This window comes from Aquabacter sp. DMC10, assembly GCF_056314145.1.
Map to the genome: position 1 here is coordinate 348,377 of NZ_JBQUYX010000003.1, position 24,196 is coordinate 372,572.

The following is a 24,196-nucleotide window of genomic DNA, read 5'->3' on the forward strand; positions in this document are numbered from 1 at the left end:
AGTTCAAACGTCCCCATGTCGTCGGTCGATCATATCCGCTACGATCTCCTTGCCCAGGAAGCCTTGCGCGGCGTTGTCCGCCGGGTGCTCGTGGATGCTGCGCGCGACGGCCTGCCGGGCGACCATCATTTCTATATCTCCTTCGACACCCGCGCCCCCGGCGTGCGGCTCTCCCAGCGCATGCGGGAGAAGTATCCGGAAGAGATGACCATCGTCCTCCAGCACCAGTTCTGGGACCTGAACGTGACCGAGCACGCCTTCGAGGTGGGCCTGTCCTTCGGTGGCGTGCCCGAGCGGCTGCTGGTGCCCTTTTCCGCCCTGAAGGGCTTCTTCGACCCCTCCGTGAAGTTCGGCCTCCAGTTCGAGATCGCCGAGGCCGAGGCCACCGAGGAGCCGGCGCCGGAAGAGGACAATTCCGCCACCGCCCCCACGCCCCTGCCGGGCCCGGCGGCCGTGCGCGCCCTGCGCGGCGCCGCCTCCGAGCCGGCGCTGGCCAGCGCCCGCAAAGCCGATGGCGAGACCGACAAGGCGCCCGCCGCCAAATCCCCGGCCACCAAGGACGAGAGCGCCGAGGACAAGCCCCAGGCCGGGGCCGAGGTGGTGCGGCTCGACGTCTTCCGCAAGAAGTGAGCGCCTGACCGGCCGGCCCGTCCAACCCCTCAGGTGATGCCGTGCAAGACCTTGATGTGGCCGTCATTGGCGCGGGCGCGGCGGGACTTGCCGCCGGCACCGTGCTCCAGGCCTCCGGCGCGCGCTTCGCCGTGTTCGAGGCCGCCGGCCGCATCGGCGGGCGGGCCTTTACCGACGCCACCAGCTTCGGCCAGCCCTGGGACCTGGGCTGCCACTGGCTGCATTCCGCCGAGCGCAATCCCTTCACCGCCATCGCCGATCGGCTGGGCTTCTCCTATCTGAAGCGCGACCGGCCCCTGCTGCGCCATGTGCAAACGGGGACCCATTGGGCGAATGGCGAGGAGGTGGCGCAGGCCGCCTCCCTGCTCGATGGCGCCTTCGACGCCATGATCGCCGCCGGCAAGGCCGGGCGGGACGTGGCGGCCACCGCTGTCATCCCCGAGGCGGGTCCGTGGGCGCCACTGGTGCAGCACTGGCTCTCCCTCATCACGGCGGCTTTTCCCGAGGACATTTCCACCGCCGACTATGCGGCCTATTCGGACTCGGGACACAATTGGCCGGTGCTGGAAGGCTATGGCGCCCTGGTGGCGGCCCATGGCGCCGGCGTGCCGGTGGCGCTGAACTGCCCGGTCACCGCCATCGACCGCTCCGGTCGCGACCTGGTGCTGACCACCGCGCAGGGCACGGTGCGGGCGCGGGCGGTGATCCTCGCCGTGCCCACCAGCGTGCTGGCGCGGGGCGCCATTGCGGTGCGGCCGGGCCTTCCCGCCGAACTGGAGGAAGCGTTCGCCGCCTTGCCGCTCGGCGTGGTGGAAAAGGTGGCTGTTGGCTTCGATCGTGACCTGTTCGGCTTCAACGAGCGCACGGGGGTGAGCACCTTCGACAGCACCACTTCCGAGCGCGCGCCGGTGAATTTCCAGATCCTGCCCGGTGCGGAGCCCGTTGTGGTGGCGCATCTGGCCGGCCCCTCCGCTGCGCGCCTGGTGGCCGAGGGCGAGGCGGCGCTCACGGTGGAGGCGGTGGAGGCGCTGGTGCGGGCTTTCGGTGCCGATGTGCGCCGGCACGTGGTGACCACCCGCGCCACCTCCTGGACCGCCGATCCCCTCATTGGCGGCGGCTATTCCTGCGCGCTGCCGGGCAAGGCCCATCTGCGGGCGCGCTTGTCGGAGCCCTTCGACGCGCGCATCCATTTCGCCGGGGAGGCCGTGTCCCTGCACGATTTCTCCACCTGCCACGGCGCCCATCTCACCGGCCTTGCCGCCGCCAAGGCCGCCCTGGCCGGCCTGGAGACTTCTGCTCATGGCTGAACAGGATCTGCCGCTCGTCCATGTGGTGGCGGTGGGCGAGAATGGCGTGATCGGGCGCGGGCAGGACTTGCCCTGGCGCCTGCCCTCCGACCTCAAGCGCTTCCGCGCCCTCACCTGGGGCAAGCCGCTGCTCATGGGGCGGCGGACCTTCCAGTCCATCGGCCGGCCCTTGCCAGGACGCATCTCCGTGGTGGTGAGCGCCGACCCCGCCTTCACGGCGCCCGAGGGCGTGCGGGTAGGGCGCACGCTGGAGGATGCGCTGGCCTTGGCGCGGGCGGCGGCGGGCGAGATGGGGGCGGACGCCATCATGGTCATTGGCGGCCGGCAGGTCTTCGCCGACACGCTGCCCGGGGCGCGGCGGGTGGAGCTGACCCGCGTGCATCTTTCCCCCGAGGGCGACGTGCATTTGCCGCCCTATGATCCGGCGGTGTGGCGCGAAGTGGCCGTGGAGGGCCCCGTCCAGGCGCCCGGCGACGAGGCGCCGGTGACCTATGTGAGGCTGGAGCGGCGCGACCCCGCTTAAGCCCGTCTTTCCAAGCCCGTCTTTCCAAGCCCGGCGCCCCGTGCAAAGCAAAGGGCATGCGGATCGATTTCCTCGGCCTCCAGGCCTTCCTCGCCATCGCCGAGCGCGGCTCGTTCCTGCGGGCGGCGGCCCATCTCAACCTGTCCCAGACCGCGCTCTCCCACCGCCTGCGCAAGCTGGAGGATGATTTGGGCGTGCGCCTGCTCATCCGCACCACCCGGCAGGTCACGCTCACCCCGGACGGCGAGGCACTCCTTCCCAAGGCCCGCACCGCGCTCTCCGCGCTGCAAGGGGAGATCGAGAGCCTGCGCGAGAAAGCGCGGGGGCATGAGGCGCGCATCGCCATCGGCTGCCTGCCCACCATCGCGGCGAGCCACCTGCCGCATGCGCTCAAGACCTTCGCCGAGCTTCATCCCGGCGTGGCGGTGAAGGTCTATGACAATTCCGCTTCCGAGATTGCCGGCCTGGTGCGGGCGGGGGCGGCGGAATTCGGCATCGGCATCGTCACCGCCGCCGTCTGGGACCTGGACATGACGCCGCTGCGCAAAGAGCAGTTCGTGCTCCTGTGCCCGAAAAGCCATCCCCTGGTGGCGGAGGGCAGCGCCAGCTGGAGCGCGCTCGAAGGCGTGCCGCTCATCCGCATCAGCCCCCAGGCGGGCAACCGCGCTTTGATCGACGATGCCTTGGGCAGCCGGCGGGAGGCGCTGAACTGGCGCTATGAGGTGCAGCACATCCAGACGGCGGTGAGCATGGTGCAGGCGGGCATCGGGCTCACCGTCGTCCCCGATCTGGCGCTGGACCGCAATCGGCTCTCCGGCCTGACCTTGCTGCCCCTGCGCAACCCCTCCATCACCCGCACCTTGGTTGTTTTCACCAAGCGCGGCACGCCCTTGTCCCCCGCCGCCAGCGCCCTTTTGGACCTGGTGCGCGCGCGGCTGAAGGCGCGGCGCAAGGGCAAGGCGGGGGAGGATCGCGATCCGCCAGATGCATGAATTTCATGAATGGCGAAAAAACTGTCATTTGATTCATCTGTGCCGAACCGTCACCTTCCGCCCAACGCGCCTGAGACGCGACGATGGGAGAGGACGGAAAGATGGCCCTGCGGCTGGCGATCATCGGTTATGGCGAAGTGGGCACCCTGTTCGCCCATGACCTCCTGAAGAACGGCCTCGACGCGGTCGCCGTCTATGACATCAAGTTCGCCAACCCCGCCCTCGCGGCCCCCCTCCTGGCGCGGGCGCAGGCCGATGGCGTGCGCGTGGCGCAAAGTGCCGCCGAGGCGGCCGAGGGCGCCGACATCGTCATTTCCGCCGTGACCGCCGACCAGGCGCTCACCGTGGCCCAGGAGGCGGTGGGCTATCTCAAGCCCGGCCAGATCCTCTTCGACATCAATTCCGCCGCCCCCCACACCAAGGTCGCCGCCGCCCGCGCGGTGGAAGCGGTGGGCGCGGACTATGTGGAAGGCGCCGTCATGGCGCCCGTGGGTGCGCCGCGCATCGCCGTACCGATCCTGGGTGGCGGGCCGAAGGCGGAGGCGGTTGCCGCCGCTTTGGTGCCGCTGGGCATGAACATCCGGCCGGTGTCGGACGTGCATGGCCGGGCCTCGGCCATGAAGCTCTGCCGCTCCATCATGGTGAAGGGCATCGAGGCGCTGATCGTGGATTGCGCCCGCGCCGCCAAGGCCTTCGACGTGGAGACCGAGGTCTTCTCCTCCCTCGACGCCAGCTTCCCCGGCATGAACTTCGCAAAGCTCGCGCCCAACATGGCCGAGCGGGTGGCCACCCACGGCGTGCGCCGCGCCGCCGAGATGCGGGAAGCCGCCGACATGCTGGCGGCGCTCAACCTGGTGCCGGATCTCGCCCGCGCGGTGGCCGATGCCCAGCAGCGGGGCGCGGTCAAGAAAGCCTGAAATCTCGCCGCCGGAAGAGCGGACATCTGGGGAGACGAACCATGCCGCATATTTCGCGCCGGACTTGCCTTGCCGGCCTTGCCGCCACCTTGGGCGGGGCGCCCCTTGCGGCCGTGGCGCAGACGGGAGCGAACGCACCGATGATTATGGGCCCTGATCCCAATGTGAAGACCCCCACCTTCAAGGCCCCGGCCGGATCGGTGGACAGCCACACCCATATTTTCGGCCCCAATTCCAAATATCCCTATTGGGCCAAGCGCAGCTACACGCCCCCGGACGCGCCGCTGGAGCTGTTCGAGGAGGTGCATGCCAAGATCGGCGTGGAGCGTGCCGTCCTCGTGAACGCCACCGTCCACGGCCCCGACAACCGGCCCGTCACCGACGCCATCGCGGCCAGCAAGGGCCGCTACAAGGGCGTCGCCAATGTGGACGACACCATCACCGACAAGGAGTTGCAGGCGCTCACCGATGCCGGCGTCGTCGGGTGCCGCTTCACCTTCCTCGCCCGGCTCGGCGGGCGGCCGGACATGACCGGCTTCAACAAGATCGTCGACAAGGTGAAGGCCTATGGCTGGCACGTGGATCTTTATCTCGAGCCGGCCATGATCCCCGAATTCGTGCCGCTCCTGCGCGCCTTGCCGCTCCCCTATGTGATCGACCACATGGGCGCGGTGAAGGCCGCCGGCGGGCTGGAGCAGCCGCCCTTCCAGGCGCTGGTGGAGCTGATGCGCACGGACGAGAAGGGCTGGATCAAGATCACCGGCCCGGAGCGCATGTCCGCCACCGGCGCGCCCTTCACCGACACCGTGCCCTTCGCCCAGGCGCTCATTGCCGCCGCGCCCGACCGCTGTGTCTGGGGCACGGACTGGCCCCATCCCAATGTCCCGGTCATGCCCAATGACGGCGACCTCGTGGACCTCGTTCCCCTCTATGCCCCCGATGCCGGCCAGCGCCACAAGCTCCTGGTGGACAATCCGGTCCGCCTCTTCGGCTTCCCGAGCTGACCTTTCTTTTGCGAGCAGAGCCAGAGACATGACCGCCGCCATCCGCTCCATTCCCGGCCCCGATCCGCACACGCGCACCCCGGCCTTCAAGCTGCCGCCGCTCTCCTGCGACACCCATTGCCACATCTTCGGCCCGGGCAATGTCTACCCTTACGATCCCAAGCGCTCCTACACGCCGCCGGACGCGCCGCTGGAGGCGTTCAAGGCGCTGCACGCCAAGATCGGCGTCGAGCGGGCGGTGATCGTCAACGCCTCCGTCCACGGCACCGACAACCGGGTGGCGCTGGACGCCATCGCCCAGAGCAAGGGGCGCTACCGGGGCGTCGCCAATATCGATGGCAGCATCGACGAGAAGGGCATCGAGGCGCTGCACGCGGGCGGCTTCCGGGGCTGCCGGTTCAATTTCGTGCGCCACCTGGGCGGGGTGCCGGACATGGCGGTGTTCGATCGCATCGTCGCCATGGTCGCCCCCTTCGGCTGGCACATCGACCTGCATTTCGACGCCATCGACCTGCCCACCTATGCGGACATGCTGGCCCGCCTGCCGGTGCCCTACACCATCGACCATATGGGCCGCGTCCAGGCCAATGAGGGCCTCGACCAATTGCCCTTCCGCACCCTCATCGAGCTGATGAAGCGCGACGAGAAGTGCTGGGTGAAGATCTGCGGCGCCGAGCGCGTCTCGACTGCCGGCCCGCCCTTCCATGATGCCGTGCCCTTCGCCCGCACCATCCTGGAGACCGCGCCCGACCGGGTGATCTGGGGCACGGACTGGCCGCATCCCAATGTGAAGGTCATGCCCAATGACGGAGACCTCGTCGACCTCGTGCCCCTGTTCGCGCCGGAGCCCGACTTGCAGCGCAAGGTGCTGGTGGACAATCCCGCCCGCCTCTTCGACTTCCCCGCCGAATGAAAGCCGCCCCGAGCGGCGCGAGGTGATGTCATGAGCGATCAAGTCTCCCTTCCCTGCATGCTGATCCGGGGCGGCACCTCCAAGGGCGCCTATTTCCTCGCCTCGGACCTGCCGGCGGATCAGGCCCGGCGGGATGCCATTCTCCTCGCCGTCATGGGCTCGCCCGATCCGCGCCAGGTGGACGGGGTGGGCGGCGCCCATCCGCTCACCAGCAAGGTGGCGCTCATCTCGCGGTCCGACCTGCCGGATTGCGACATCGACTTCCTGTTCGCCCAGGTGGGGGTGGACAAGGCGATGGTGGATACCACCCCCAATTGCGGCAACATCCTCGCCGGCGTCGCCCCCTTCGCCATCGAGCGCGGGTTGGTGCAGGCCACCGCGCCCCGCACCCGGGTGAAGGTGCGTACGATCAATACCGGCACCATCGCCGAGCTCACGGTGGAAACGCCGGACGGCACGCCCGTCTATGGTGGCGACGCCCGCATTGACGGCGTGCCGGGCACGGCGAGCCCCATCGCGGTGGACTTCCTCGATGCCGCCGGCTCGGTCTGTGGCACGCTGCTGCCCACAGGCCGGGTGGTGGACGAGGTGGCCGGCGTGCGCGCCACCCTCATCGACAATGGCATGCCTTGCGTGGTGCTCACCGCCGCCAGCGTCGGGCGCACCGGCTATGAGCCGCGCGACGTGCTGGACAAGGACACCGCGCTGAAGGCCCGCCTGGAGGAAATCCGCCTCGCCGCCGGTCCCCTGATGAATCTGGGCGATGTGGGTCCCAAGGTGGTGCCCAAGATGATCCTGGTGGCGCCGCCCCGCGCGGGCGGCACCGTCTCCACCCGCAGCTTCATCCCCCATGAATGCCACGCCTCCATCGGCGTGTTCGCGGCGGTGACGGTGGCCACCGCCTGCGCCCTGCCGGGCTCGCCCGCCGCCGAGGTGGCCCAGATGCCCGGCGGGACCGTGCGCACGGTAAGCGTGGAGCATCCCACCGGCGAATTTTCCGTGCGCCTGGAAATGGGCGGCACGGACGCAGCACCCGAAGTGCTGCGCGCCGGCCTCTTGCGCACCGCCCGCCCCCTCTTCGACGGCCGCGTCTTCGTGCGCCCCGGCGTCATCTGAACATCCAAGCTCATCCAGAGGTCATCATGGCTGAAGCCAAATCCGCCCTTGTCATCACCGCCCATCCCGGCGACTTTGTCTGGCGCGCCGGTGGGGCCATCGCGCTCCATGCCCGCAAGGGCTACCGGGTCAAGATCGCCTGCCTCTCCTATGGCGAGCGCGGCGAGAGCCAATGGGCCTGGAAGAAGGCCGGCGTCTCGCTGGAAGAGGTGAAGGCCCAACGCAAGGTGGAGGCCGCCGAGGCCGCCCGGGTCCTCGGCGCCGAGATCGAATTCTTCGATGCCGGCGACTATCCGCTGCGCGCCACGGACGCCATCCTGGACCGGCTGATCGACATCTATCACGAGGTGAAGCCGGCCTTCGTGCTGACCCACTCCCTCAACGATCCCTATAATGTGGACCACCCGGAAGCGACGCGCCTCGCCCAGGAGGCCCGCATCATCGCCCAGGCGGCGGGCCACAAGCCGGACCCCACCCGCGCCTATGCCGCCCCGCCGGTCTTCCTGTTCGAGCCCCATCAGCCCGAGCAGTGCGACTTCAAGCCCAATGTCATCCTCAATATCGACGATGTGTGGGAGACCAAGCGCGCCGCCTTCGAGGTCTTGGCCGCCCAGAAGCACCTCTGGGACTATTACACCCGCGTGGCGCTCAATCGCGGCATGCAGGGCGGGCGCAATTCCGGCCGCGCCATGACCTATGGCGAAGCCTATCAGCGCCTCTTCCCCATGGTGCTGGAGGAACTGGCATGATCGGCGTCGTCGTTCGCAAGGTCGCCCGCGCCGATCAGGTCGTCATCGACCAGCTCGCCGGCTTTGGCTCGGCCACCGTGCACGAGGCCATGGGGCGCATCGGCCTCATGAAGCCCTATCTGCGGCCCATCTATGCCGGCGCCCAGGTGGCGGGGAGTGCCATCACCGTGCTCGCCCAGCCCGGCGACAATTGGATGCTGCATGTGGCCGCCGAGCAGATCCGCCCCGGCGACATCGTCGTGGTGGCCTGCACCACCGACAATACGGACGGCATGTTCGGTGACCTGCTCGCCACTTCCTTCAAGGCGCAGGGCGCGGTGGGCCTCGTCATCGATGCCGGCTGCCGCGACATCCGCACGCTCACGGAAATGGGCTTCCCGGTCTGGCCACGTGCCATCTCGGCCAAGGGCACGGTGAAGGCGACGCTCGGCTCGGTGAACGTGCCCGTGGTGTGCGCCGGCGCCCTGGTCCATCCGGGCGACGTGGTGGTGGCCGATGATGACGGCGTGGTCGTCGTCCCCCGCGCCCGCGCCGCCGAGGTGGCGGAAAAGGCCGCCGCCCGCGAGGCCAATGAAGGCTCAAAGCGCGCCCGCCTCGCCTCCGGCGTGCTGGGCCTCGACATGTATGCCATGCGCGAGCCGCTGGCCGCCGCCGGCCTCGTCTATGTGGACGAACTGCCCCAGGACTGACCCAATCCACGGCGGACCCCGGACTGGAACCGGCGCCGCCCCGCTCTACGGGAGGATGACATGACCCTGTTCGCCAGGATCGCCGCGGGCTGCGCGGTGGTGGCCGCTCTGTGTGCGGGCCTTTCCCCAGCGTCCGCCGACACCGCCTATCCCACCCGCCCGGTGCGGGTGATCGTGCCCTTCGGGCCGGGCGGCATCGCCGACATCACCGCGCGCGTGGTGGCTGAGAAGCTGAGCGAGAAGCTCGGCCAGCAATTCATCATCGACAACCAGCCGGGCGCCGGGGGCATCACCGCCGCCCGCGCCGCGCTCGGCGGTGGCAAGGATGGCTATACTCTGATCCTGCTCACCAATGGTACGGCCATCTCGGTGCCGCTGTTCAAGAAGCTGCCCTTCGACCCGGTGAAGGACTTCGCCCCGGTCTCCATGCTCGGCCAGTTCGACTTCCTGTTCGTCACCGGCGGGGCCTCCAAGCACAAGAGCGTGCAGGAGCTGATCGCCTTCGCCAGGGCCAACAAGGGCGCCATCAATCTGGGCACGGTGAATGTGGGCTCCAGCCAGAACCTCTCGGCGGAGCTGTTCAAGTCCATGGCGGGCGTGGACCTGACCATCGTGCCCTACAAGACCACGCCCGATTTGATGATCGCGGCCACCCGCGGCGACGTGGACGTGGCCATCGACAGCCTGGCCGCCGCCAAAGCCATGATGGCCGACGGCAAGCTGCGCGCCATGGCCACTTCAGGCCTCACCCGCTCCCCCGCGACGCCCGACATCGTCACCGTGGACGAAAGTGGCCTGAAGGGCTTCGAGGTCACCTCCTGGAACGCCATTTTCGCCCCGGCCGGCACGCCGCCGGAGGTGATCGCCACCCTCAACAAGGCGATCGTGGCGGCGGTGGCCAATCCCGATGTGCAGAAGAAGCTGCTGGACCTCGGCATCGAGGCCAAGGCCAGCACGCCCGATGAGCTGGAAGACCGGCTGAAGGCCGACATCGCCAAATGGACGGCGGTCATCGACACCGCCGGCATTCCCAAGCAGTGAGGCGGGGCTCCGGCGCCTGGTCTTGTCAGGCGCCGGGCTCGCGCTCCAGCAGCTCGATGGACATGCCGTCCGGTCCGGCCAGGAAGGAAATCTTCAGACCGGGCCGGGGGGATGTCACGTCCATGGTGAAGATGCCGCCCTTGGCCTTCAGGCCGGCGACCAGCTCTTCGAGGTCGGTCACGCGGAACGCGATGTGATCGAGGCCGCCATGGGGATGGGCCGGCTCGGGGCTGAGGCCGTCGCCCGCCTGCTCGATGAAGATGCGCAGGCCGCCGACGCGCGCCTCATGGCGCACCGGCCCGCGAATGACCTCGGCGCCCAGCATGTCCGCGAACCATTGGGCGGATGTCGCCGCATCCTTCGCCTGGATGTGCACGTGCTCGAAAACAAGGGGGCTGGACGCATCCGACATGGGCGATGATCTCCGGGATAGCGGACGCCGGGACCGGCGCGCGCAGACAGCCATAGACCCGACCGGCGGCGCTGACAAACGGCAGACCGCCTATTCCGGCTCCGCGAGCCGATAGCCGACGCCCGTCTCGGTGCGAATGTAGAGCGGCTTTTCCGGGTTGTCCTCCAGCTTCTGGCGCAGCTGGCGCACATAGACGCGCAGATATTGCAAGTCGTGCACCTCGCCCCACACCTGGGAGAGGAGGTAGTGGTGGGTCAGAACCTTGCCCGCATGCTGCACCAGGATGCGCAATATGTCGTATTCCTTGGGCGAGAGCTTCACTTCCTCGCCCTTGACCTTCACCACCCGCCGCACCAGATCCACCGTGAGGTCGCCCAGCTGGAACAGCGGCTTCTCCCCCTGCTGCTGGAGGCGGTGGCGCAAGGCGAGGCGGATGCGGGCGATCAATTCGTTCATGCCGAAGGGCTTGGTGATGTAGTCGTCCGCCCCCGCATCCAGCGCCTCCACGATGCCCGGCTCGTCGGTGCGGCTGGACAGGATGACCACCGGGCAGGCAAGCCCTTCCGCCCGCCAGCGCTGGAGCAGGTCGCGGCCGGCAATATCGGGCAGACCGAGGTCGAGGATGATGAGGTCCGGCGCCTGCCCTGCCGCGATCCGCAGGGCCTCCGCGCCGGTGGCGGCGCTCAGCACCTCATAGCCCTGGGTGGAGAGGCCCGTGACCAGCAGGCGCCGGATGGCCGGCTCGTCATCCACCACCAGCAGCTTCACCGGCGCGCTCATGGGACCCTTCCTTCCCCTTCCCGCCGCCGCAGCGGCAGGTCGATGGTGAAGACGGCACCGGAGCGGTCGATGCGGTTCGCCGCGGCGATGCTGCCACCCATGGCCTCCACGAAACCGCGGCAAATGGCAAGGCCGAGGCCGGTGCCGGCTCGCACCTGGTCCTCCTTGCGCACCCGATAGAATTTGTCGAACACCCGCTCCAGGTCGCCCGGCGGGATGCCTGGCCCCTCGTCCACCACCTGCACCACCACATGGTCGCCATCCCGCCAGGCCTGGAGGCGCACCGTGGTGCCGGCGGGGGCATATTTGGCTGCATTGTCCAGGAGGTTGAACAGGACCTGCTCGAACAGCACCGGGTCGAGCGGCAGCATGGGCAAATCGGCGGGCAGCTCCACCTCGGTCTGGTGGGCCTTCAGGATGGGCCCGGCCCGCCGAAGCGCGCTGCCCACCACCTCCGCCACATCGTGGGGCGCGGCATTGGGCATGATGGCCCCCGATTCCAGGCGGGTCATGTCCAGGAGGTTGGCGATGAAGCGGTTGAGGCGCTGGGCCTCCTCCTCAATGGTGGCGAGCATCTCGCCGCGCTGGTCGGCAGTGAGGGCGTCCGCATAGCCGCGCAGCATGCCCGCCGCCCCGAGAATGGAGGCGAGCGGGGTCTTCAGGTCGTGGGAAATGGAGGTGAGCAGCGCCGAGCGCAGCCGGTCCGTCTCCGCATCAAGCCGCGCCGCCTCCACGTCCGCCACCAGATGCACCCGCTCCACCGCAAGGGCGGTCTGGTCCGCCAGCGCATCCAAGAGCCGCCTCTGCTCGGGGGAGAGCAGGGCGCCGGGCTTGTCCCGGTCGATGCCGATGACCCCCACCGCGCCCCGTCCCGTCCGCATGGGCAGGAAGAAGCGCTTGGCGCCGGGCAAGGTGTCGGCGCCGCGCCCGGTGGCGCGGTCATTCTCGAACGCCCAGCGAGCGGCCGCGATGTCGGCGGCGTCCATCTGGTCCTCGGGCGGATAGCCGGCCTTCACCGCCAGGCCATCGGCGCCCGGCAGCAGCATCACCACGCGCACCTTCAGCATGGAGGCGATCTGGAAGGCACTGGCCCACAGGAGGTCGTCCAGCGTGCCCGCGCCCGCGAGCTTGCGGGAGAAGAGATAGAGGTCCTCGGTGGTCTTGGCGCGGGCGCGGGCGGCGAGCGCCTGGCCGCGCACCCGGGCCGTCAGATTGCTGGCAATGGCCGCCACCACCAGGAAGAAGAACAGCGCCACCACGTTTTCCGGGTCGGCGATGGTGAAGGTGTAGAGCGGCGGGATGAAGAAGAAATTGAACGCCAGCACGCCCAGCAGCGAAGTGGCGAGCGCCGGCCAGAGGCCGAAGCGCACCGCGCTCACCAGGACTGCCGTGAGATAGACCAGCGCGATGTTCTGGAGCCCCATCACCTGCCGCAGGCCCATCCCGATGAGCGTCGCCGCCGCCACGGCACCGGCGCTCACCGCGTAGGCCGCCACGTCCATGCGCGCCCGCAGCGCCTCGGGCGAGGGCGCTGTCTCCGCCTTGGCGCCCGCCGCCTCGCCGGCGATCACATGCACGGAAATGTTGCCCGCCCGGCGCACCAGGTCATGGACCACCGAGCCGTGCAGGATCTCGAACCAGCGCGAGCGGTCCGACTTGCCGATGACGATATGGGTGGCATTGGCGGCGCGGGCAAAGCCGAGCACATCGTCGGCGATGCGGGTGCTGCCGGGCAGGGTGGTGGCCTCCCCGCCCAGATGCTCCGCGAGGCGCAGGAAATCGGACACCCGGTCCCGCTCCGCCTCGCTCAGTTGGAAGCTGCGCTGGCCTTCCACATAAAGCGCGGTGAAGGGCGCCCGCAGCCGGTCGGCGAGGCGCTTGGCATAGCGGATGAGGCTGGCGCCCCGCTTGTCCTCGGAGATGCAGACGATGACCCGCTCGCCCGCCGCCCACGGACCGGAAATGGCGTGGGCGCGCATATGGCTGACCAGTTGCTCGTCCACCCGCTGGGCGGTGCGGCGCAGGGCCAGTTCCCGCAGGGCGGTCAGGTTGCCGGGCGAGAAGTAATTGTCCACCGCCCGCCGCGCCGTGTCGGGCACATAGACCTTGCCCTCCCGCAGCCGCTGGATGAGATCGGCCGGGGTGAGGTCGATGACCTCCATTTCGTCGGCCCGGTCGATGATGGCGTCCGGCACCGTCTCGCGCACCCGGATGCGGGTGATCTGCGCCACCACGTCATTCAGGCTCTCCACGTGCTGGATGTTGAGCGTGGTGTAGACGTCGATGCCGGCGGCGAGCAGTTCCTCCACATCCATGTAGCGCTTGGCGTGGCGGCTGTCGGGGGCGTTGGTGTGGGCCAGCTCATCCACCAGCACGAGGCCGGGGCGCCGCTTGAGCACGGCGTCCAGGTCCATCTCGTCGAGCGTGCGGCCGCGATAGGAGACGGTGCGCCGGGGGATGGCCTCGAAGCCTTCCACCATGGCCTGGGTCTCCCGCCGGCCATGGGTCTCCACCACGCCGATGACCACGTCCACCCCCTCGCGCAGGCGGGCGCGGCCGGCGGCGAGCATCTCATAGGTCTTGCCGACGCCGGGGGCGGCGCCGAGGAAGATCTTCAATTGCCCGCGGCTTTCCTTCTCCGCCTCCTTCAGGAGGGCGTCGGGGGAGGGCCTGGTGTCGGCATCCCGCTCATCGGGCATGGGCGTCTCGTTTCGCCGTGCGGCGCAGGTTGGATCAGGTTAGGACTGACCGCCGATGCGATCGAGCGCAAGATTGAGCTGAAGCACATTCACGCGCGGTTCGCCGATCACGCCGAAGGCGCGGTCGTCCAGGGTCCGCTCCACCACCTGGCGCACCATGTCCGGGGACAGTCCGCGCGCCTTGGCGATGCGGGGCACCTGGAACAGGGCGGCCTCCGGGCTGATGTCCGGGTCGAGCCCGCTGCCGGAGGTGGTGACCAGATCCACCGGCACCGCCGCGCCGGGATTTTCCGCCTTCAGCACGGCAAGGTCGGCCTTCACCCGGTCCGTCAGGGCCGGATTGGTGGGGCCGAGATTGGAGCCCATGGAGTTGGAGGCATTGTAGGGCGCGGCCACCGTCTTGGTGGCATCCGCCGGGTCCGCCGCCGTGGTGGCGGAGGGCCGGCCGTGGAAATAGCGCTCCGAGGTGAAGGCCTGGCCGATGAGGGCCGAGCCGATCACCGTGCCGTTGCGGGTGACGAGGCTGCCATTGGCCTTGTCCGGGAAGAGCACCTGCGCCACGCCGGTCATGGCCAGCGGGTAGGCAAGGCCGGTGAGGGCTGCAAGCAGCACCACCAGCACCAAAGCGGGACGGATTTCCTTCAACATGATCGTCTCCTGCGACGAAACCGGGATCAGACGAGGTGCAGGGCGGCGACGGCGAGGTCGATGACCTTGATGCCGACGAAGGGCACCACGATGCCGCCGAGGCCGTAGATGAGGACGTTGCGCCGCAACAGCGCGGCCGCCCCGATGGGCCGGAAGCGCACGCCCTTCAGCGCCAGCGGGATCAACGCGATGATGATGAGCGCGTTGAAGATGATGGCCGAGAGGATGGCGCTCTGCGGCGAGGCCAGCCCCATCACGTTCAGCGCCGAGAGCTGCGGGTAGAAGGCCACGAACATGGCGGGGATGATGGCGAAATACTTCGCCACGTCATTGGCGATGGAGAAGGTGGTCAGCGAGCCGCGGGTCATGAGCAGCGCCTTGCCGATCTCCACGATCTCGATGAGCTTGGTGGGGTCGGAATCCAGGTCCACCATGTTGCCGGCCTCGCGGGCGGCCACCGTGCCGGTGTTCATGGCGACTCCCACATCCGCCTGGGCAAGGGCCGGGGCATCATTGGTGCCGTCGCCGCACATGGCCACCAGCTTGCCCTTGGCCTGCTCCTCGCGGATCAGCCGCAGCTTGGCCTCCGGGGTGGCCTGGGCGAGGAAGTCGTCGACGCCGGCTTCGGCGGCGATGGCGGCGGCGGTCAGCGGATTGTCGCCGGTAATCATCACCGTGCGGATGCCCATGCGCCGCAGTTCGGCAAAGCGCTCGCGGATGCCGCCCTTCACGATGTCCTTCAGGTGGATGACGCCGAGGATGCGGCCGTCCTTGACCACGGCGAGGGGCGTGCCGCCGGCCTTGGCGATTTCCTCGGCGATGGCGGTCACGTCCCGCACGCTCTCCGCGCTCGCCTGGGGCCGGGTGGCGGGGGAGGCCTGCACATAGGCCAGGATGGCATCCACCGCGCCCTTGCGCACGCTGGCGCCGTCCACGTCCACGCCGCTCATGCGGGTCTGGGCGGTGAAGGGCACGAACTGGGCGCCCAGCGCCGCCATGTCGCGGCCGCGAATGCCATACTTCTCCTTGGCCAGCACCACGATGGAGCGGCCTTCCGGGGTCTCGTCGGCCAACGAGGCGAGCTGGGCGGCATCCGCCAGATCCTGCTCGCTCACGCCCTTCACCGGCCGGAAGGCGGACGCCTGCCGGTTGCCCAGCGTGATGGTGCCGGTCTTGTCCAGCAGCAGCGTGTCCACGTCTCCCGCCGCTTCCACCGCGCGGCCGGACATGGCCAGCACATTGAAGCGCACCAGGCGGTCCATGCCGGCAATGCCGATGGCCGAAAGCAGGGCGCCGATGGTGGTGGGGATGAGGGTGACGAACAGGGCCACCAGGACCACCACCGAAATGGTGCCCCCCGCATAGGCGGCGAAGCTGGGAATGCTCGCGGTGGCGAAGACGAAGATGAGCGTCATGCCCGCCAGGAGAATGTTGAGGGCGATCTCATTGGGCGTCTTCTGCCGCTCGGCGCCTTCCACCAAAGCGATCATGCGGTCGAGGAAGGTGGAGCCCGCAGCAGCGGTGATGCGCACCTTGATCTGGTCGGAAATGACCGTGGTGCCGCCGGTGACCGCCGAGCGGTCGCCGCCGGATTCGCGGATGACCGGGGCGCTCTCGCCGGTGATGGCGGCCTCGTTCACCGAGGCGACGCCCTCGATCACCTCGCCGTCGGAGGGGATCACGTCGCCCGCCTCCACCAGCACCACGTCGCCCACCTTCAGGGAGGTGCCGGGCACTTCGCGGGTTTCGCTGCCCGTGCCGGTGAGGAGCTTGGCCATGGTCTCGGTGCGGGTGCGCCGCAGGGAATCGGCCTGCGCCTTGCCGCGCCCTTCCGCCACCGCCTCGGCGAAATTGGCGAACAGCACCGTGAACCACAGCCACAGGATGATCTGGAAGGAGAAGCCGAGATCGGCGCCGCCGGTGGCGAGGTCGCGGGCGAACAGCACGGTGGTGAGCGCCGCCACCACCTCCACCACGAACATGACGGGGTTCTTCACCATCAGCCGCGGGTCGAGCTTGCGGAAGGAGGCGCCGATGGCGGGCACGAGGATGGCGGGGTCGAGAAGGCTGGTACGGGGTCGGGTCATGGGAGAGGCTCCCGGATGGGGTCTAGCGGGCCGTCAGGTGCGCCACGAGGGCGACGACGGACTGGATGGCGACCGCCGCCATGAGGCAGGCGATCGCGGCGATGAGGATGAGCTCGGAGGCGAGCGGCCCCCGGCGGCGCGGGTGCGGCCGCCGGGCAGGGGGGTGAGCGTCCATGGCGCGCCTCAGCTTCCCGCCCCGAAGCTCTGGCCGGCGATGGCGGCCAGGTGCTCCACGATGGGGCCGAGCGAGAGGGCCGGGAAGAAGGTGAGCCCGCCCACGATCAGGATCACCGCCACCAGGAGGCCCACGAACAGGCCGCCATGGGTGGGGAAGGTGCCCGCCGAGGCCGGCACGGTCTTCTTGGCCGCCAGCGAACCGGCGATGGCCATGGCCGGCACGATCATGAAGAAGCGTCCCGCGAACATGCCGATGGCCAGCGTCACATTGTAGAACAGCGTGTTCCCCGAAAGCCCGCCGAAGGCCGAGCCGTTATTGGCGGCGGCGGAGGTGAAGGCGTAGAGGATCTCGCTGAAGCCGTGGGGGCCGGGATTGGCGATGGCCGCCACCGCCGAGGGCAGGACCGTGGCGAGCGCCGTGAAGCCCAGCATCATCAGCGGCAGGACGAGAATGGCCAGCATGGCCATCTTGACCTCCTTCGCCTCGATCTTCTTCCCCACATATTCCGGCGTGCGGCCCACCATGAGGCCGGCGACGAACATGGCGATCACCACGAACACCAGCATGCCGTAGAGCCCCGCGCCCACGCCGCCGATGATGATCTCGCCCAGCTCCATATTGATGAGGGGGATCATGCCGCCGAGCGCGGTGAAGCTGTCATGCATGGCATTCACCGCCCCGCACGAGGCGGCGGTGGTGATGACCGCGAACAGGGCCGAGCCGAGGATGCCGAACCGCACCTCCTTGCCCTCCATGTTGCCGCCGTCGAGCCCGAGGGCATGGAGCGCCGGGGTGCCGGCCGCTTCCGCGCCATAGGTGATGGCAACGCCCGCCAGGAAGATGAGGCCCATGGCGGCCAGAATCGCCCAGCCCTGCCGCTCGTCGCCCACCATGCGGCCGAACACATTGGTGAGGGCGGCGCCCAGCGCGAAGATGGCGACCATCTGCACGAAATTGGACAAGGCGGTGGGATTCTCGAACGGATGGGCGGCATTGGCGTTGAAGAAGCCGCCGCCATTGGTGCCGAGCATCTTGATGGCCACCTGCGAGGCCACCGGGCCAACCGCGATGGTCTGCTGCGCGCCTTCCAGCGTGGTGGCATCCACATAGGCACCAAGCGTCTGCGGGATGCCCTGCCACACCAGGAACAGGGTGAAGACGATGCAGGCCGGCAGCAGCACGTAGAGGGTGCAGCGGGTCACATCCACCCAGAAATTGCCCACCGTCTGCGCCGAGGCGCGCGAAAAGCCGCGCACCAGCGCCAGCGACAAGGCGATGCCGGTGGCCGCCGACAGGAAGTTCTGGTGGGTGAGCCCCAGCATCTGGCTGAGATAGGACAGGGTGCTCTCGCCCCCGTAATTCTGCCAGTTGGTGTTGGTGAGGAAGCTCACCGTCGTGTTCAGCGACAGGTCGGCCGGCATGGCGGCCATGGCCTGCGGGTTGAAGGGCAGCACGTCCTGGAGGCGCAGCACCGCATAAAGCAGCGCGAAGCCGCCCACATGGAAGAGCAGCATGGCCAGCGTATAACCAAGCCAGCTCTGCTCGCGCCGGGGATCGACGCCGGCCAGGGCATAAAGGGCGCCTTCCACCGGCTTCAGCACCGGGGAAAGCAAGGTGCGCTCGCCCGCGAACACGCGGGTCATATAGCCGCCGAGCGGCCGGACAAGCGCCAGCACGATCGCGCAGAACAGCGCGATCTGGATCCAGCCATTGAGGGTCAAGGGTGCCTCCCGAAAGCATGTCCGCGCGACGCCGCGTGCGGCTCGCGCCCGGAACATGCCGTGGACAGAGAGTTAGAAACGCTCGGGCTGAACCAGCGCGAACGTGAGGTAGAAGAGGAGGCCCGCGGTGACGAGGCCTCCCAGGACGAAGTCGAAGGTCATGGGGCGCTCCTGCGCGCCGTCCCAAGCTTAGGGCGGCTCGCGCTGCGGTTTAGAGCCGGTTGCAGGCGTAGCTGTAGCCGATGGCCAAGGCAAAGAGCGCCGAGGCCAGGAGGATCATCAGAATGTCGAGCATCGGATCTGGCTCATGAGAAGATGACGCGACGGCGAACACATGTTCCGATCGCGTACAGCGGCGCGTTTTTCTATGGCGGCGCTGTCCTCATAAGGTGTCACTGAGCGCATAAAAAATCGAGACGGCGGACGCAGCGTAAAAATAAAAATCCCATAAAGGTTTTCAGGCCGGCGGCGGGCACAAAAAAACCCCCGGCCTGACGGCCGGGGGTTTGGTTGCGCGCAGAAGTGGGGCTCAGGCTTCGCAGGAGGCCAGGGCCCGCGCCTTGTGGCGTCCGCCCGCCACCACCAGGAGAAGGCCGATCGCGGCCAACAGACCACCGGAAAAGGACACCGCCGCATAGCCAAGGCCGAGGCTGATGACGCCCGCCCCCACCGCCGCGCCCAGCGCATTGCCCAGGTTGAAGGCGCCGATATTGATGGCGGAGGCCAGCCCCGGCGCCTCGGCGGCGGCTTCCATCACCCGCATCTGCACCGGCGGCACCAGGGCGAAGGTGGCCGCGCCCCAGACGAGCAGGCCGATGGCGGCGCCCGCATGGCTTTGCAGCGCGAAGGGCAGCACCAGCATGATGACCACCACCGAGGCCAGAAAGAGACGGGTCGCGCCTTCCAGCGACCAGTCGGCGAGCCGCCCCCCCAGCCAGTTGCCGATGGTAAATCCAAGGCCGATGAGCACGAGGCCCAAAGTCACGAAGTTGCCCGAAGCACCCGTAATGGTGGTCAGGGCCGGCGCCACATAGGTGTAGAGCGCGAACATGGCGGCCGAGCCCATCACCGTGGTGGCCAGCGCCATGAGCACGGCGGGGCGGGTGAGCACCGAGAGTTCCCGCCGCACGTCCGGCGTGCGCCCGGCGGCCCCGCGCGGCAAGGCGAGCCAGAGCGCGGCGATGGCCACAAGGCCGAGCACGGCCGTGCCGGCGAATGCCATCCGCCAGCCCACCTCCTGGCCGATCCAGGTGGCGGCGGGCACGCCGCCGATATTGGCGATGGTGAGCCCCATGAACATGGCCGCCACCGCGCTCGCCTGCCGTTCCTTGGGCACCACGCTCGCCGCCACCACCGCGCCGAGCCCGAAGAAGGCGCCGTGATTGAGGCTGGTGACCACGCGGGACGCAAGCAGGGTGAAATAGCCGGGCGCCAGGGCCGACATGATGTTGCCCACCGTGAAGATGGCCATCAGCAGCATCAGCGCCGTGCGCTTGCCGAAGCGGGAGAAGGCCAAGGTCATGATGGGCGCGCCCACCATGACGCCGATGGCATAGGCGGAAATGAGCAGGCCGGCGGTGGGGATGGAGACATCCACCCCCTGCGCGATCACGGGCAGCAGGCCCATGGGCGAAAACTCGGTGGTGCCGATGCCGAAGGCGCCAATGGCGAGGGCGAAGAGCGCCCAGCCCGCATGGGGGGTCTCGTGGGCCGTCTCGCGCGTGGCCTGCGGGGCGGTGGTGGTCTGGTCCATGAAAGAATCCTCACGCGTCCCAGGCCGGCGCGAGGCCGCGGGGATTGACGAGACGGCCATCGGGCCGGGCGAGCGTGGCGATGGCGGCCATGTCGGCGTCATCCAGCGCGAAGTCGAAAATGGCGATGTTCTCCTTCACCCGCTCCGGGCGGGCGGTCTTGGAGAGGGCCACATGGCCCTGCTGCACCAGCCAGCGCAGCGCCACCTGCGCGGCGCTCTTGCCATGGCGGGCGCCGATGGCCTGGAGCACCGGGTCCTTGGGCACCGCGCCATCGGCCATGCCGTAATAGGCGGTGAGCGCGATGCCCGCCTCCCGCGCGGCGGCGGCGAGCGCCAGCTGGGGCAGGTAGGGATGCAGCTCCACCTGGTTGGTGACGATGGGCGCCTTGGAGAGTTCAGCCGACTGGCGCATCTGCGCGATATTCTGGTTGCTGACCCCGACGAAGCGCGTCTTGCCGGCGGCCTGCACCGCGTTGAGGAGCGCGATCTGCTCGGCGATGGGCACGGCCTCGCCCGGCCAGTGGAGGAGGAGCAGGTCGACCCGGTCGGTCTTCAGGCGCTCCAGGCTTTCCTCCACGGAGGCGGCGAAGGGGCCGGGGACATATTTGTCCACCCACACCTTGGTGGTCAGGAACAGGTCCTCCCGGCGGGCACCGGCCTTTTCCAGGGCGCGGCCGAGGGCCGCCTCGTTGGCATAGATCTGGGCGGTATCGAAATGGCGGAAGCCAGCTTCAAGGGCGGCGGGCACCACCCGCTCCACCTCGGCATCCGACATGCGGAAGACGCCGAAGCCGAGGGCGGGGATGGTCGCGCCGTGCGCGGTGACGGTCTGCATGGAGCCTCTTTCGGGCCGGCGCCCGGCCGGGATCACCGGCGGGGCGCGTGAAGGGATCATGGACGCCAGATAGGCCAGGGGAGGGGGCTTGATAATGCACCGCCATGTCCCATGATCTGTGAACCAGGATCACAGGTGGCGGGGCGCATGGACAATCGCGCGGGCGAGATGCAGGTCTTCCTGCGGGTGGTGGAGGCGGGCAGCTTCTCCGAGGCGGCGCGACTTCTGCGCATGACGCCCTCCACGGTGAGCAAGCTGGTGGCGCGCATCGAGGCGCGGCTCGGCGTGCGGCTGGTGGAGCGCTCCACCCGCCGCCTCTCGCTCACCGCCGAGGGCCAGCTTTATTATGAGCGCAGCCAGGCCCTGCTCCAGGAATTGGACGAGGTGGAGCGGGACCTTGCCCGCGACGGCGCCTGCCCGGAAGGCACGGTGCGGGTGAACATCTCCGTGGCGCTGGGCATCCATGGCCTGGAACCGCTGCTGCCCGCCTTCTGGCAGGCCTTTCCCCACATCGTGCTGGACCTGTCCTTGTCCGACGAACTGGTGGACCTTTATCTGGATCGCACCGACGTGGCCTTCCGGGTCGGCCCGCTGCCGGATTCCGGCGTCACCGCCCGGCGGCTCGGCACCGCCCGCCGCAAGATCGTGGCCGCGCCCGCCTATCTGGAGCGCCACGGCATTCCCCGCACGGTGGAAGACCTCGCGCAGCACCAGTGCCTGGGCTTCAACTTCCGCCGCGCCGTCCCGGTCTGGCCGCTGCGCGAGGGCGGGCGCGTGGCGGAGCGGGCGGTGCGCGGGCCGCTTCTGTCCAACAATGGCGAGACGCTGCGCCAGATGGCGCTGGCCGGCGTGGGGCTCGCGCGCCTTGCCGACTTCCACATGCGGGCGGACGTGGCGGCCGGCCGCCTCGTGGAGGTGCTCACCGACGTGATCGCCCCCGACGAGGAGGGCGTCCACGCGGTCTTCCTCGGCGGCCCCCGCATGCCCCGGCGCGTGCGCGCCTTCCTGGATTTCATGGTGCCCCGCCTCCAGCATTTCCTGGAGGGCAGTGGCACGGCGTGCGCCCGGGCAGAGCTCCCGGCAATGCAGACAATTTGACTTTGTCTGCGGCACGGTCTCTTAGTCTTTCTTCGTTTCCCTCAGGCAGGAGAGGCCCGTGATTGCCGGCCGCACCCCCAGCGAGATTGCCCAGTCCATCCGCGCGGCGGTGGAAGGGGGGCGGCTGGCGCGTGGCGAGGCGTTGCCCACGGTGCGGGGCCTCGCGGAACAGCTGGGCGTCAACCGCAATACGGTGGCGGCCGCCTATCGGCATTTGTCCGACACGGGGCTGGTGGAGGGGCGGGGGCGGCAGGGCAGCCGCATCGCGCCGGCCCTCGGTGCGCCCCTGGCGCGGCGCCCGGCTTCGCGCGACCTGTCCGGCGGCAATCCCGACCCGGCCCTGCTGCCGGACATCAACGCCGCGCTGAAGACGCTGGCCTGGCAGCCGCGCGCCTATGAGGATGCCCCCGACGATCCCCAATTGATGGCCCTGTTCGCCGCCGCCTTCGCCCGCGATCGCCTGCCCGTCGCCGACCTGTGGCTCGCGTCCGGAACCTTCGATGCGGTGGGGCTGATCCTGCGCAAGCTGGTGCCGCCCGGTGCGGCACTGGGGGTGGAGGACCCCTGCTTCATGACCACGCTGGGCTTCGCCCGGCACGCGGGATACCCCCTGCTTCCCATGGCGGTGGACGATGAGGGCGTGACGCCGGACGGCCTTGCGGCCGCGCTCGCGGCCGGCGCGCGGGCGGTGATCCTCACGCCCCGGGCGCAAAATCCCGTGGGCGGCTTCTGGAGCCCGGCGCGCCGGGCGGCCTTGAGCGATGTCCTGCGCGCTTATCCCGACGTGCTGCTGCTGGAGGACGACCATTTCGCCCCCCTTTCTGTGGCCCCTGCCTGCACGCTGGCGGAGGCCGACCGGCCCCATTGGGCCATCATTCGCTCGGTGTCGAAATTCGTGGGGCCGGACCTGCGGCTGGCGGTGGTCAATTCCAGCCGCGAGGTGACCCGCGCCTGCCTGCCCCTTGCCGCCTGTTCCGCCCGCTGGGTCAGTTCCCTCCTCCAGAGCTGCGTGAAGGCGGTGCTCACCGCGCCCGATCATGAGCGGCGGGTGGCGGAGGCGCGGGCGGCCTATGCCCGCCGCCGGGTGGCCGCGCGGGCGGCGCTCGCCGCCGAGGGCATCGCCGCATGGGGCCGCGACGGCATGAATCTGTGGCTCCCCGTGGCCGATGAGGCCCATGTTCTGCGCCGGCTGGCGGAGGCGGGCTGGACCGTGCGGCCGGGGTCCGCCTTCCGCCTCGCCGCCCCGCCGGGGATCCGCATCACCGTGAGCGCGCTGGCCGAACAGGAAGCGGTGGCCTTCGCCCGCACCCTTGCCGCCATCCTGCGGGACGAGGTGGTGGAGCGGGGGGCCTGAGCGGCCCCCCGCGCGCTCACGCCGTGAGGCCCAGCCGATCCGCCACGCGCCGGGCGGTGTCCATGCGCCGCGCGGTGAGGGCCGCGAAGGTCTCCCGCGCGGCCGCCACCACCGCCTGCGGCGCGCGCTCGGGCGTGCCGGCATCGAAGGGCGGCTCGGGCTGGTATTGCATATAGAGCTGGATCTGCTGGGCCGCCGCCTCGCCCCGCAGCAGGGCCGCCAGCTGCAAGGCCCCGTCAATGCCGGAGGTGACGCCGCCGGCGAAGATGGCATTGCCGTCGATCACCACCCGGTCATGCACGGGAATGGCGCCGAGCAAGGGCAGCACGTCCATGGCCGCCCAATGGGTGGTGGCCCGCCGCCCCTTCAGCAGGCCGGCCGCCCCGCACACCAAGGCGCCCGTGCACACGGAGAGCACGAACAGCGCGCCGTCCGCCTGCTTGCGGATGAAGGCCAGCGTCTCGTCGTCCTCCATCAGCGCCTCCTGCCCCGGCCCGCCCGGCACATGCAGCACGTCGAGCTTGGGCACCTCGGCGAAGGTCACGTCCGGCACAAGGGTGAGGCCCCGCGTGTCCTTCACCGGCGCCGTGGTCTTGCCGGCCACATGCAGGGTGGAATTGGGGATGCGGGAGAGCACCTCGAAGGGGCCGGTGAAGTCGATCTGGTCCAGTCCGTCGAACAGGATGGAGCCGATGTGAAGGTGCCGGTCTGCGGGGATCATGGCTGTCGCTCCTTCGGCCCGCCCGGGCG

24 protein-coding genes are annotated in these 24,196 nt (G+C 69.4%); 13 read left to right on the forward strand and 11 right to left on the reverse strand.

All coding sequences use genetic code 11. The features are described from left to right. Positions 1-15 precede the first annotated feature (15 nt). The 11 genes from ACT54L_RS10320 to ACT54L_RS10370 all read left to right on the forward strand — a co-directional run bounded on the left by ACT54L_RS10320 (position 16) and on the right by ACT54L_RS10370 (position 9,881). On the forward strand, positions 16-630 hold the full coding sequence (locus ACT54L_RS10320; RefSeq protein WP_476085489.1) for an SspB family protein: 615 nt from the start codon (positions 16-18) through the stop codon (positions 628-630). A 41-nt stretch (positions 631-671) separates the two neighbouring features. Beyond that, positions 672-1,937 carry a flavin monoamine oxidase family protein gene (locus tag ACT54L_RS10325; RefSeq protein WP_476085490.1) on the forward strand — a complete coding sequence of 422 codons (1,266 nt, stop codon included), beginning with the start codon at positions 672-674 and terminating at the stop codon, positions 1,935-1,937. Then, entirely contained in the window at positions 1,930-2,460 is a 531-nt protein-coding gene (locus ACT54L_RS10330; RefSeq protein ID WP_476085491.1) for a dihydrofolate reductase, read from the forward strand. The genes ACT54L_RS10325 and ACT54L_RS10330 overlap by 8 nt, the downstream gene beginning before the upstream one ends. A 56-nt stretch (positions 2,461-2,516) precedes the next feature. After that, positions 2,517-3,452 carry a LysR family transcriptional regulator gene (locus ACT54L_RS10335; RefSeq protein WP_476085492.1) on the forward strand — a complete coding sequence of 312 codons (936 nt, stop codon included), beginning with the start codon at positions 2,517-2,519 and terminating at the stop codon, positions 3,450-3,452. A gap of 101 nt (positions 3,453-3,553) precedes the next feature. Then, positions 3,554-4,369, forward strand: a complete 816-nt coding sequence (locus ACT54L_RS10340) for an NAD(P)-dependent oxidoreductase (RefSeq protein WP_476085493.1) — start codon at positions 3,554-3,556, stop codon at positions 4,367-4,369. Between the two features lie 41 nt (positions 4,370-4,410). Next, a complete protein-coding gene (locus tag ACT54L_RS10345) occupies positions 4,411-5,373 on the forward strand; it encodes an amidohydrolase family protein (protein WP_476085494.1) in 963 nt (320 codons plus the stop codon). A gap of 28 nt (positions 5,374-5,401) precedes the next feature. Beyond that, on the forward strand, positions 5,402-6,286 hold the full coding sequence (locus ACT54L_RS10350; RefSeq protein ID WP_476085495.1) for an amidohydrolase family protein: 885 nt from the start codon (positions 5,402-5,404) through the stop codon (positions 6,284-6,286). Between the two features lie 30 nt (positions 6,287-6,316). Further along, positions 6,317-7,402 carry a 4-oxalomesaconate tautomerase gene (locus ACT54L_RS10355; RefSeq protein WP_476085496.1) on the forward strand — a complete coding sequence of 362 codons (1,086 nt, stop codon included), beginning with the start codon at positions 6,317-6,319 and terminating at the stop codon, positions 7,400-7,402. A gap of 26 nt (positions 7,403-7,428) precedes the next feature. Further along, on the forward strand, positions 7,429-8,151 hold the full coding sequence (locus tag ACT54L_RS10360) for a PIG-L deacetylase family protein (RefSeq protein ID WP_476085497.1): 723 nt from the start codon (positions 7,429-7,431) through the stop codon (positions 8,149-8,151). Beyond that, positions 8,148-8,840 carry a 4-carboxy-4-hydroxy-2-oxoadipate aldolase/oxaloacetate decarboxylase gene (locus tag ACT54L_RS10365; protein WP_476085498.1) on the forward strand — a complete coding sequence of 231 codons (693 nt, stop codon included), beginning with the start codon at positions 8,148-8,150 and terminating at the stop codon, positions 8,838-8,840. Before ACT54L_RS10360 ends, ACT54L_RS10365 begins: the two co-directional genes overlap by 4 nt. 60 nt (positions 8,841-8,900) lie before the next feature. Then, positions 8,901-9,881 (forward strand): Bug family tripartite tricarboxylate transporter substrate binding protein, encoded by a 981-nt coding sequence (locus tag ACT54L_RS10370; protein WP_476085499.1) that lies wholly within the window; start codon positions 8,901-8,903, stop codon positions 9,879-9,881. Positions 9,882-9,906: 25 nt separating this feature from the next. Here ACT54L_RS10370 and ACT54L_RS10375 read toward each other — a convergent pair whose 3' ends face one another. From ACT54L_RS10375 to ACT54L_RS10420, 10 genes are all read right to left on the reverse strand, one after another. Beyond that, entirely contained in the window at positions 9,907-10,293 is a 387-nt protein-coding gene (locus ACT54L_RS10375; RefSeq protein WP_476085500.1) for a VOC family protein, read from the reverse strand. 90 nt (positions 10,294-10,383) lie between these two features. Continuing rightward, entirely contained in the window at positions 10,384-11,073 is a 690-nt protein-coding gene (locus tag ACT54L_RS10380; protein ID WP_476085501.1) for a response regulator transcription factor, read from the reverse strand. Next, positions 11,070-13,772 carry a DUF4118 domain-containing protein gene (locus ACT54L_RS10385; RefSeq protein WP_476085502.1) on the reverse strand — a complete coding sequence of 901 codons (2,703 nt, stop codon included), beginning with the start codon at positions 13,770-13,772 and terminating at the stop codon, positions 11,070-11,072. Before ACT54L_RS10385 ends, ACT54L_RS10380 begins: the two co-directional genes overlap by 4 nt. Before the next feature lie 39 nt (positions 13,773-13,811). Beyond that, complete coding sequence (locus ACT54L_RS10390) at positions 13,812-14,420, reverse strand: K(+)-transporting ATPase subunit C (RefSeq protein ID WP_476085503.1); 609 nt, start codon at positions 14,418-14,420, stop codon at positions 13,812-13,814. Between the two features lie 26 nt (positions 14,421-14,446). Next, positions 14,447-16,507, reverse strand: coding sequence for a potassium-transporting ATPase subunit KdpB (kdpB, locus tag ACT54L_RS10395; protein ID WP_476085504.1), 2,061 nt, complete (start codon positions 16,505-16,507; stop codon positions 14,447-14,449). 22 nt (positions 16,508-16,529) lie between these two features. Then, positions 16,530-16,682 carry a hypothetical protein gene (locus ACT54L_RS10400; RefSeq protein WP_476085505.1) on the reverse strand — a complete coding sequence of 51 codons (153 nt, stop codon included), beginning with the start codon at positions 16,680-16,682 and terminating at the stop codon, positions 16,530-16,532. A gap of 8 nt (positions 16,683-16,690) precedes the next feature. Then, complete coding sequence (gene kdpA, locus ACT54L_RS10405) at positions 16,691-18,406, reverse strand: potassium-transporting ATPase subunit KdpA (RefSeq protein ID WP_476085506.1); 1,716 nt, start codon at positions 18,404-18,406, stop codon at positions 16,691-16,693. A 72-nt stretch (positions 18,407-18,478) separates the two neighbouring features. Further along, the gene (locus ACT54L_RS10410) at positions 18,479-18,568 is read right to left on the reverse strand and encodes a K(+)-transporting ATPase subunit F (protein ID WP_209104131.1); all 90 of its coding nucleotides are present in this window, start codon (positions 18,566-18,568) and stop codon (positions 18,479-18,481) included. A 367-nt stretch (positions 18,569-18,935) separates the two neighbouring features. Continuing rightward, positions 18,936-20,159, reverse strand: a complete 1,224-nt coding sequence (locus ACT54L_RS10415) for an MFS transporter (protein ID WP_476085507.1) — start codon at positions 20,157-20,159, stop codon at positions 18,936-18,938. A gap of 10 nt (positions 20,160-20,169) precedes the next feature. Continuing rightward, positions 20,170-20,994: an aldo/keto reductase gene (locus ACT54L_RS10420; protein ID WP_476085508.1), complete on the reverse strand. Its 825-nt coding sequence runs from the start codon at positions 20,992-20,994 to the stop codon at positions 20,170-20,172. 147 nt (positions 20,995-21,141) lie between these two features. On the opposite strand from ACT54L_RS10420, the gene ACT54L_RS10425 reads away from it, so the two are divergent. Then, positions 21,142-22,092, forward strand: coding sequence for a LysR family transcriptional regulator (locus ACT54L_RS10425; RefSeq protein WP_476085509.1), 951 nt, complete (start codon positions 21,142-21,144; stop codon positions 22,090-22,092). Positions 22,093-22,150: 58 nt separating this feature from the next. Further along, positions 22,151-23,446 carry an aminotransferase class I/II-fold pyridoxal phosphate-dependent enzyme gene (locus tag ACT54L_RS10430; protein WP_476085510.1) on the forward strand — a complete coding sequence of 432 codons (1,296 nt, stop codon included), beginning with the start codon at positions 22,151-22,153 and terminating at the stop codon, positions 23,444-23,446. A gap of 16 nt (positions 23,447-23,462) precedes the next feature. Here the strand turns inward: ACT54L_RS10430 and ACT54L_RS10435 are convergent, their stop codons facing one another. Next, a complete protein-coding gene (locus ACT54L_RS10435) occupies positions 23,463-24,167 on the reverse strand; it encodes a DJ-1/PfpI family protein (protein WP_476085511.1) in 705 nt (234 codons plus the stop codon). Positions 24,168-24,196: the final 29 nt, after the last annotated feature.

Coding starts and splice junctions, on each gene's coding strand:
- ACT54L_RS10320 (WP_476085489.1), top strand. CDS start 16: ATGTCGTCGGTCGATCATATCCGCTACGATCTCCTTGCCCAGGAAGCC.
- ACT54L_RS10330 (WP_476085491.1), top strand. CDS start 1,930: ATGGCTGAACAGGATCTGCCGCTCGTCCATGTGGTGGCGGTGGGCGAG.
- ACT54L_RS10335 (WP_476085492.1), top strand. CDS start 2,517: ATGCGGATCGATTTCCTCGGCCTCCAGGCCTTCCTCGCCATCGCCGAG.
- ACT54L_RS10340 (WP_476085493.1), top strand. CDS start 3,554: ATGGCCCTGCGGCTGGCGATCATCGGTTATGGCGAAGTGGGCACCCTG.
- ACT54L_RS10345 (WP_476085494.1), top strand. CDS start 4,411: ATGCCGCATATTTCGCGCCGGACTTGCCTTGCCGGCCTTGCCGCCACC.
- ACT54L_RS10350 (WP_476085495.1), top strand. CDS start 5,402: ATGACCGCCGCCATCCGCTCCATTCCCGGCCCCGATCCGCACACGCGC.
- ACT54L_RS10355 (WP_476085496.1), top strand. CDS start 6,317: ATGAGCGATCAAGTCTCCCTTCCCTGCATGCTGATCCGGGGCGGCACC.
- ACT54L_RS10360 (WP_476085497.1), top strand. CDS start 7,429: ATGGCTGAAGCCAAATCCGCCCTTGTCATCACCGCCCATCCCGGCGAC.
- ACT54L_RS10365 (WP_476085498.1), top strand. CDS start 8,148: ATGATCGGCGTCGTCGTTCGCAAGGTCGCCCGCGCCGATCAGGTCGTC.
- ACT54L_RS10370 (WP_476085499.1), top strand. CDS start 8,901: ATGACCCTGTTCGCCAGGATCGCCGCGGGCTGCGCGGTGGTGGCCGCT.
- ACT54L_RS10375 (WP_476085500.1), bottom strand. CDS start 10,293: ATGTCGGATGCGTCCAGCCCCCTTGTTTTCGAGCACGTGCACATCCAG.
- ACT54L_RS10380 (WP_476085501.1), bottom strand. CDS start 11,073: ATGAGCGCGCCGGTGAAGCTGCTGGTGGTGGATGACGAGCCGGCCATC.
- ACT54L_RS10385 (WP_476085502.1), bottom strand. CDS start 13,772: ATGCCCGATGAGCGGGATGCCGACACCAGGCCCTCCCCCGACGCCCTC.
- ACT54L_RS10390 (WP_476085503.1), bottom strand. CDS start 14,420: ATGTTGAAGGAAATCCGTCCCGCTTTGGTGCTGGTGGTGCTGCTTGCA.
- kdpB (WP_476085504.1), bottom strand. CDS start 16,507: ATGACCCGACCCCGTACCAGCCTTCTCGACCCCGCCATCCTCGTGCCC.
- ACT54L_RS10400 (WP_476085505.1), bottom strand. CDS start 16,682: ATGGACGCTCACCCCCCTGCCCGGCGGCCGCACCCGCGCCGCCGGGGG.
- ACT54L_RS10410 (WP_209104131.1), bottom strand. CDS start 18,568: ATGACCTTCGACTTCGTCCTGGGAGGCCTCGTCACCGCGGGCCTCCTC.
- ACT54L_RS10415 (WP_476085507.1), bottom strand. CDS start 20,159: ATGGACCAGACCACCACCGCCCCGCAGGCCACGCGCGAGACGGCCCAC.
- ACT54L_RS10420 (WP_476085508.1), bottom strand. CDS start 20,994: ATGCAGACCGTCACCGCGCACGGCGCGACCATCCCCGCCCTCGGCTTC.
- ACT54L_RS10425 (WP_476085509.1), top strand. CDS start 21,142: ATGGACAATCGCGCGGGCGAGATGCAGGTCTTCCTGCGGGTGGTGGAG.
- ACT54L_RS10435 (WP_476085511.1), bottom strand. CDS start 24,167: ATGATCCCCGCAGACCGGCACCTTCACATCGGCTCCATCCTGTTCGAC.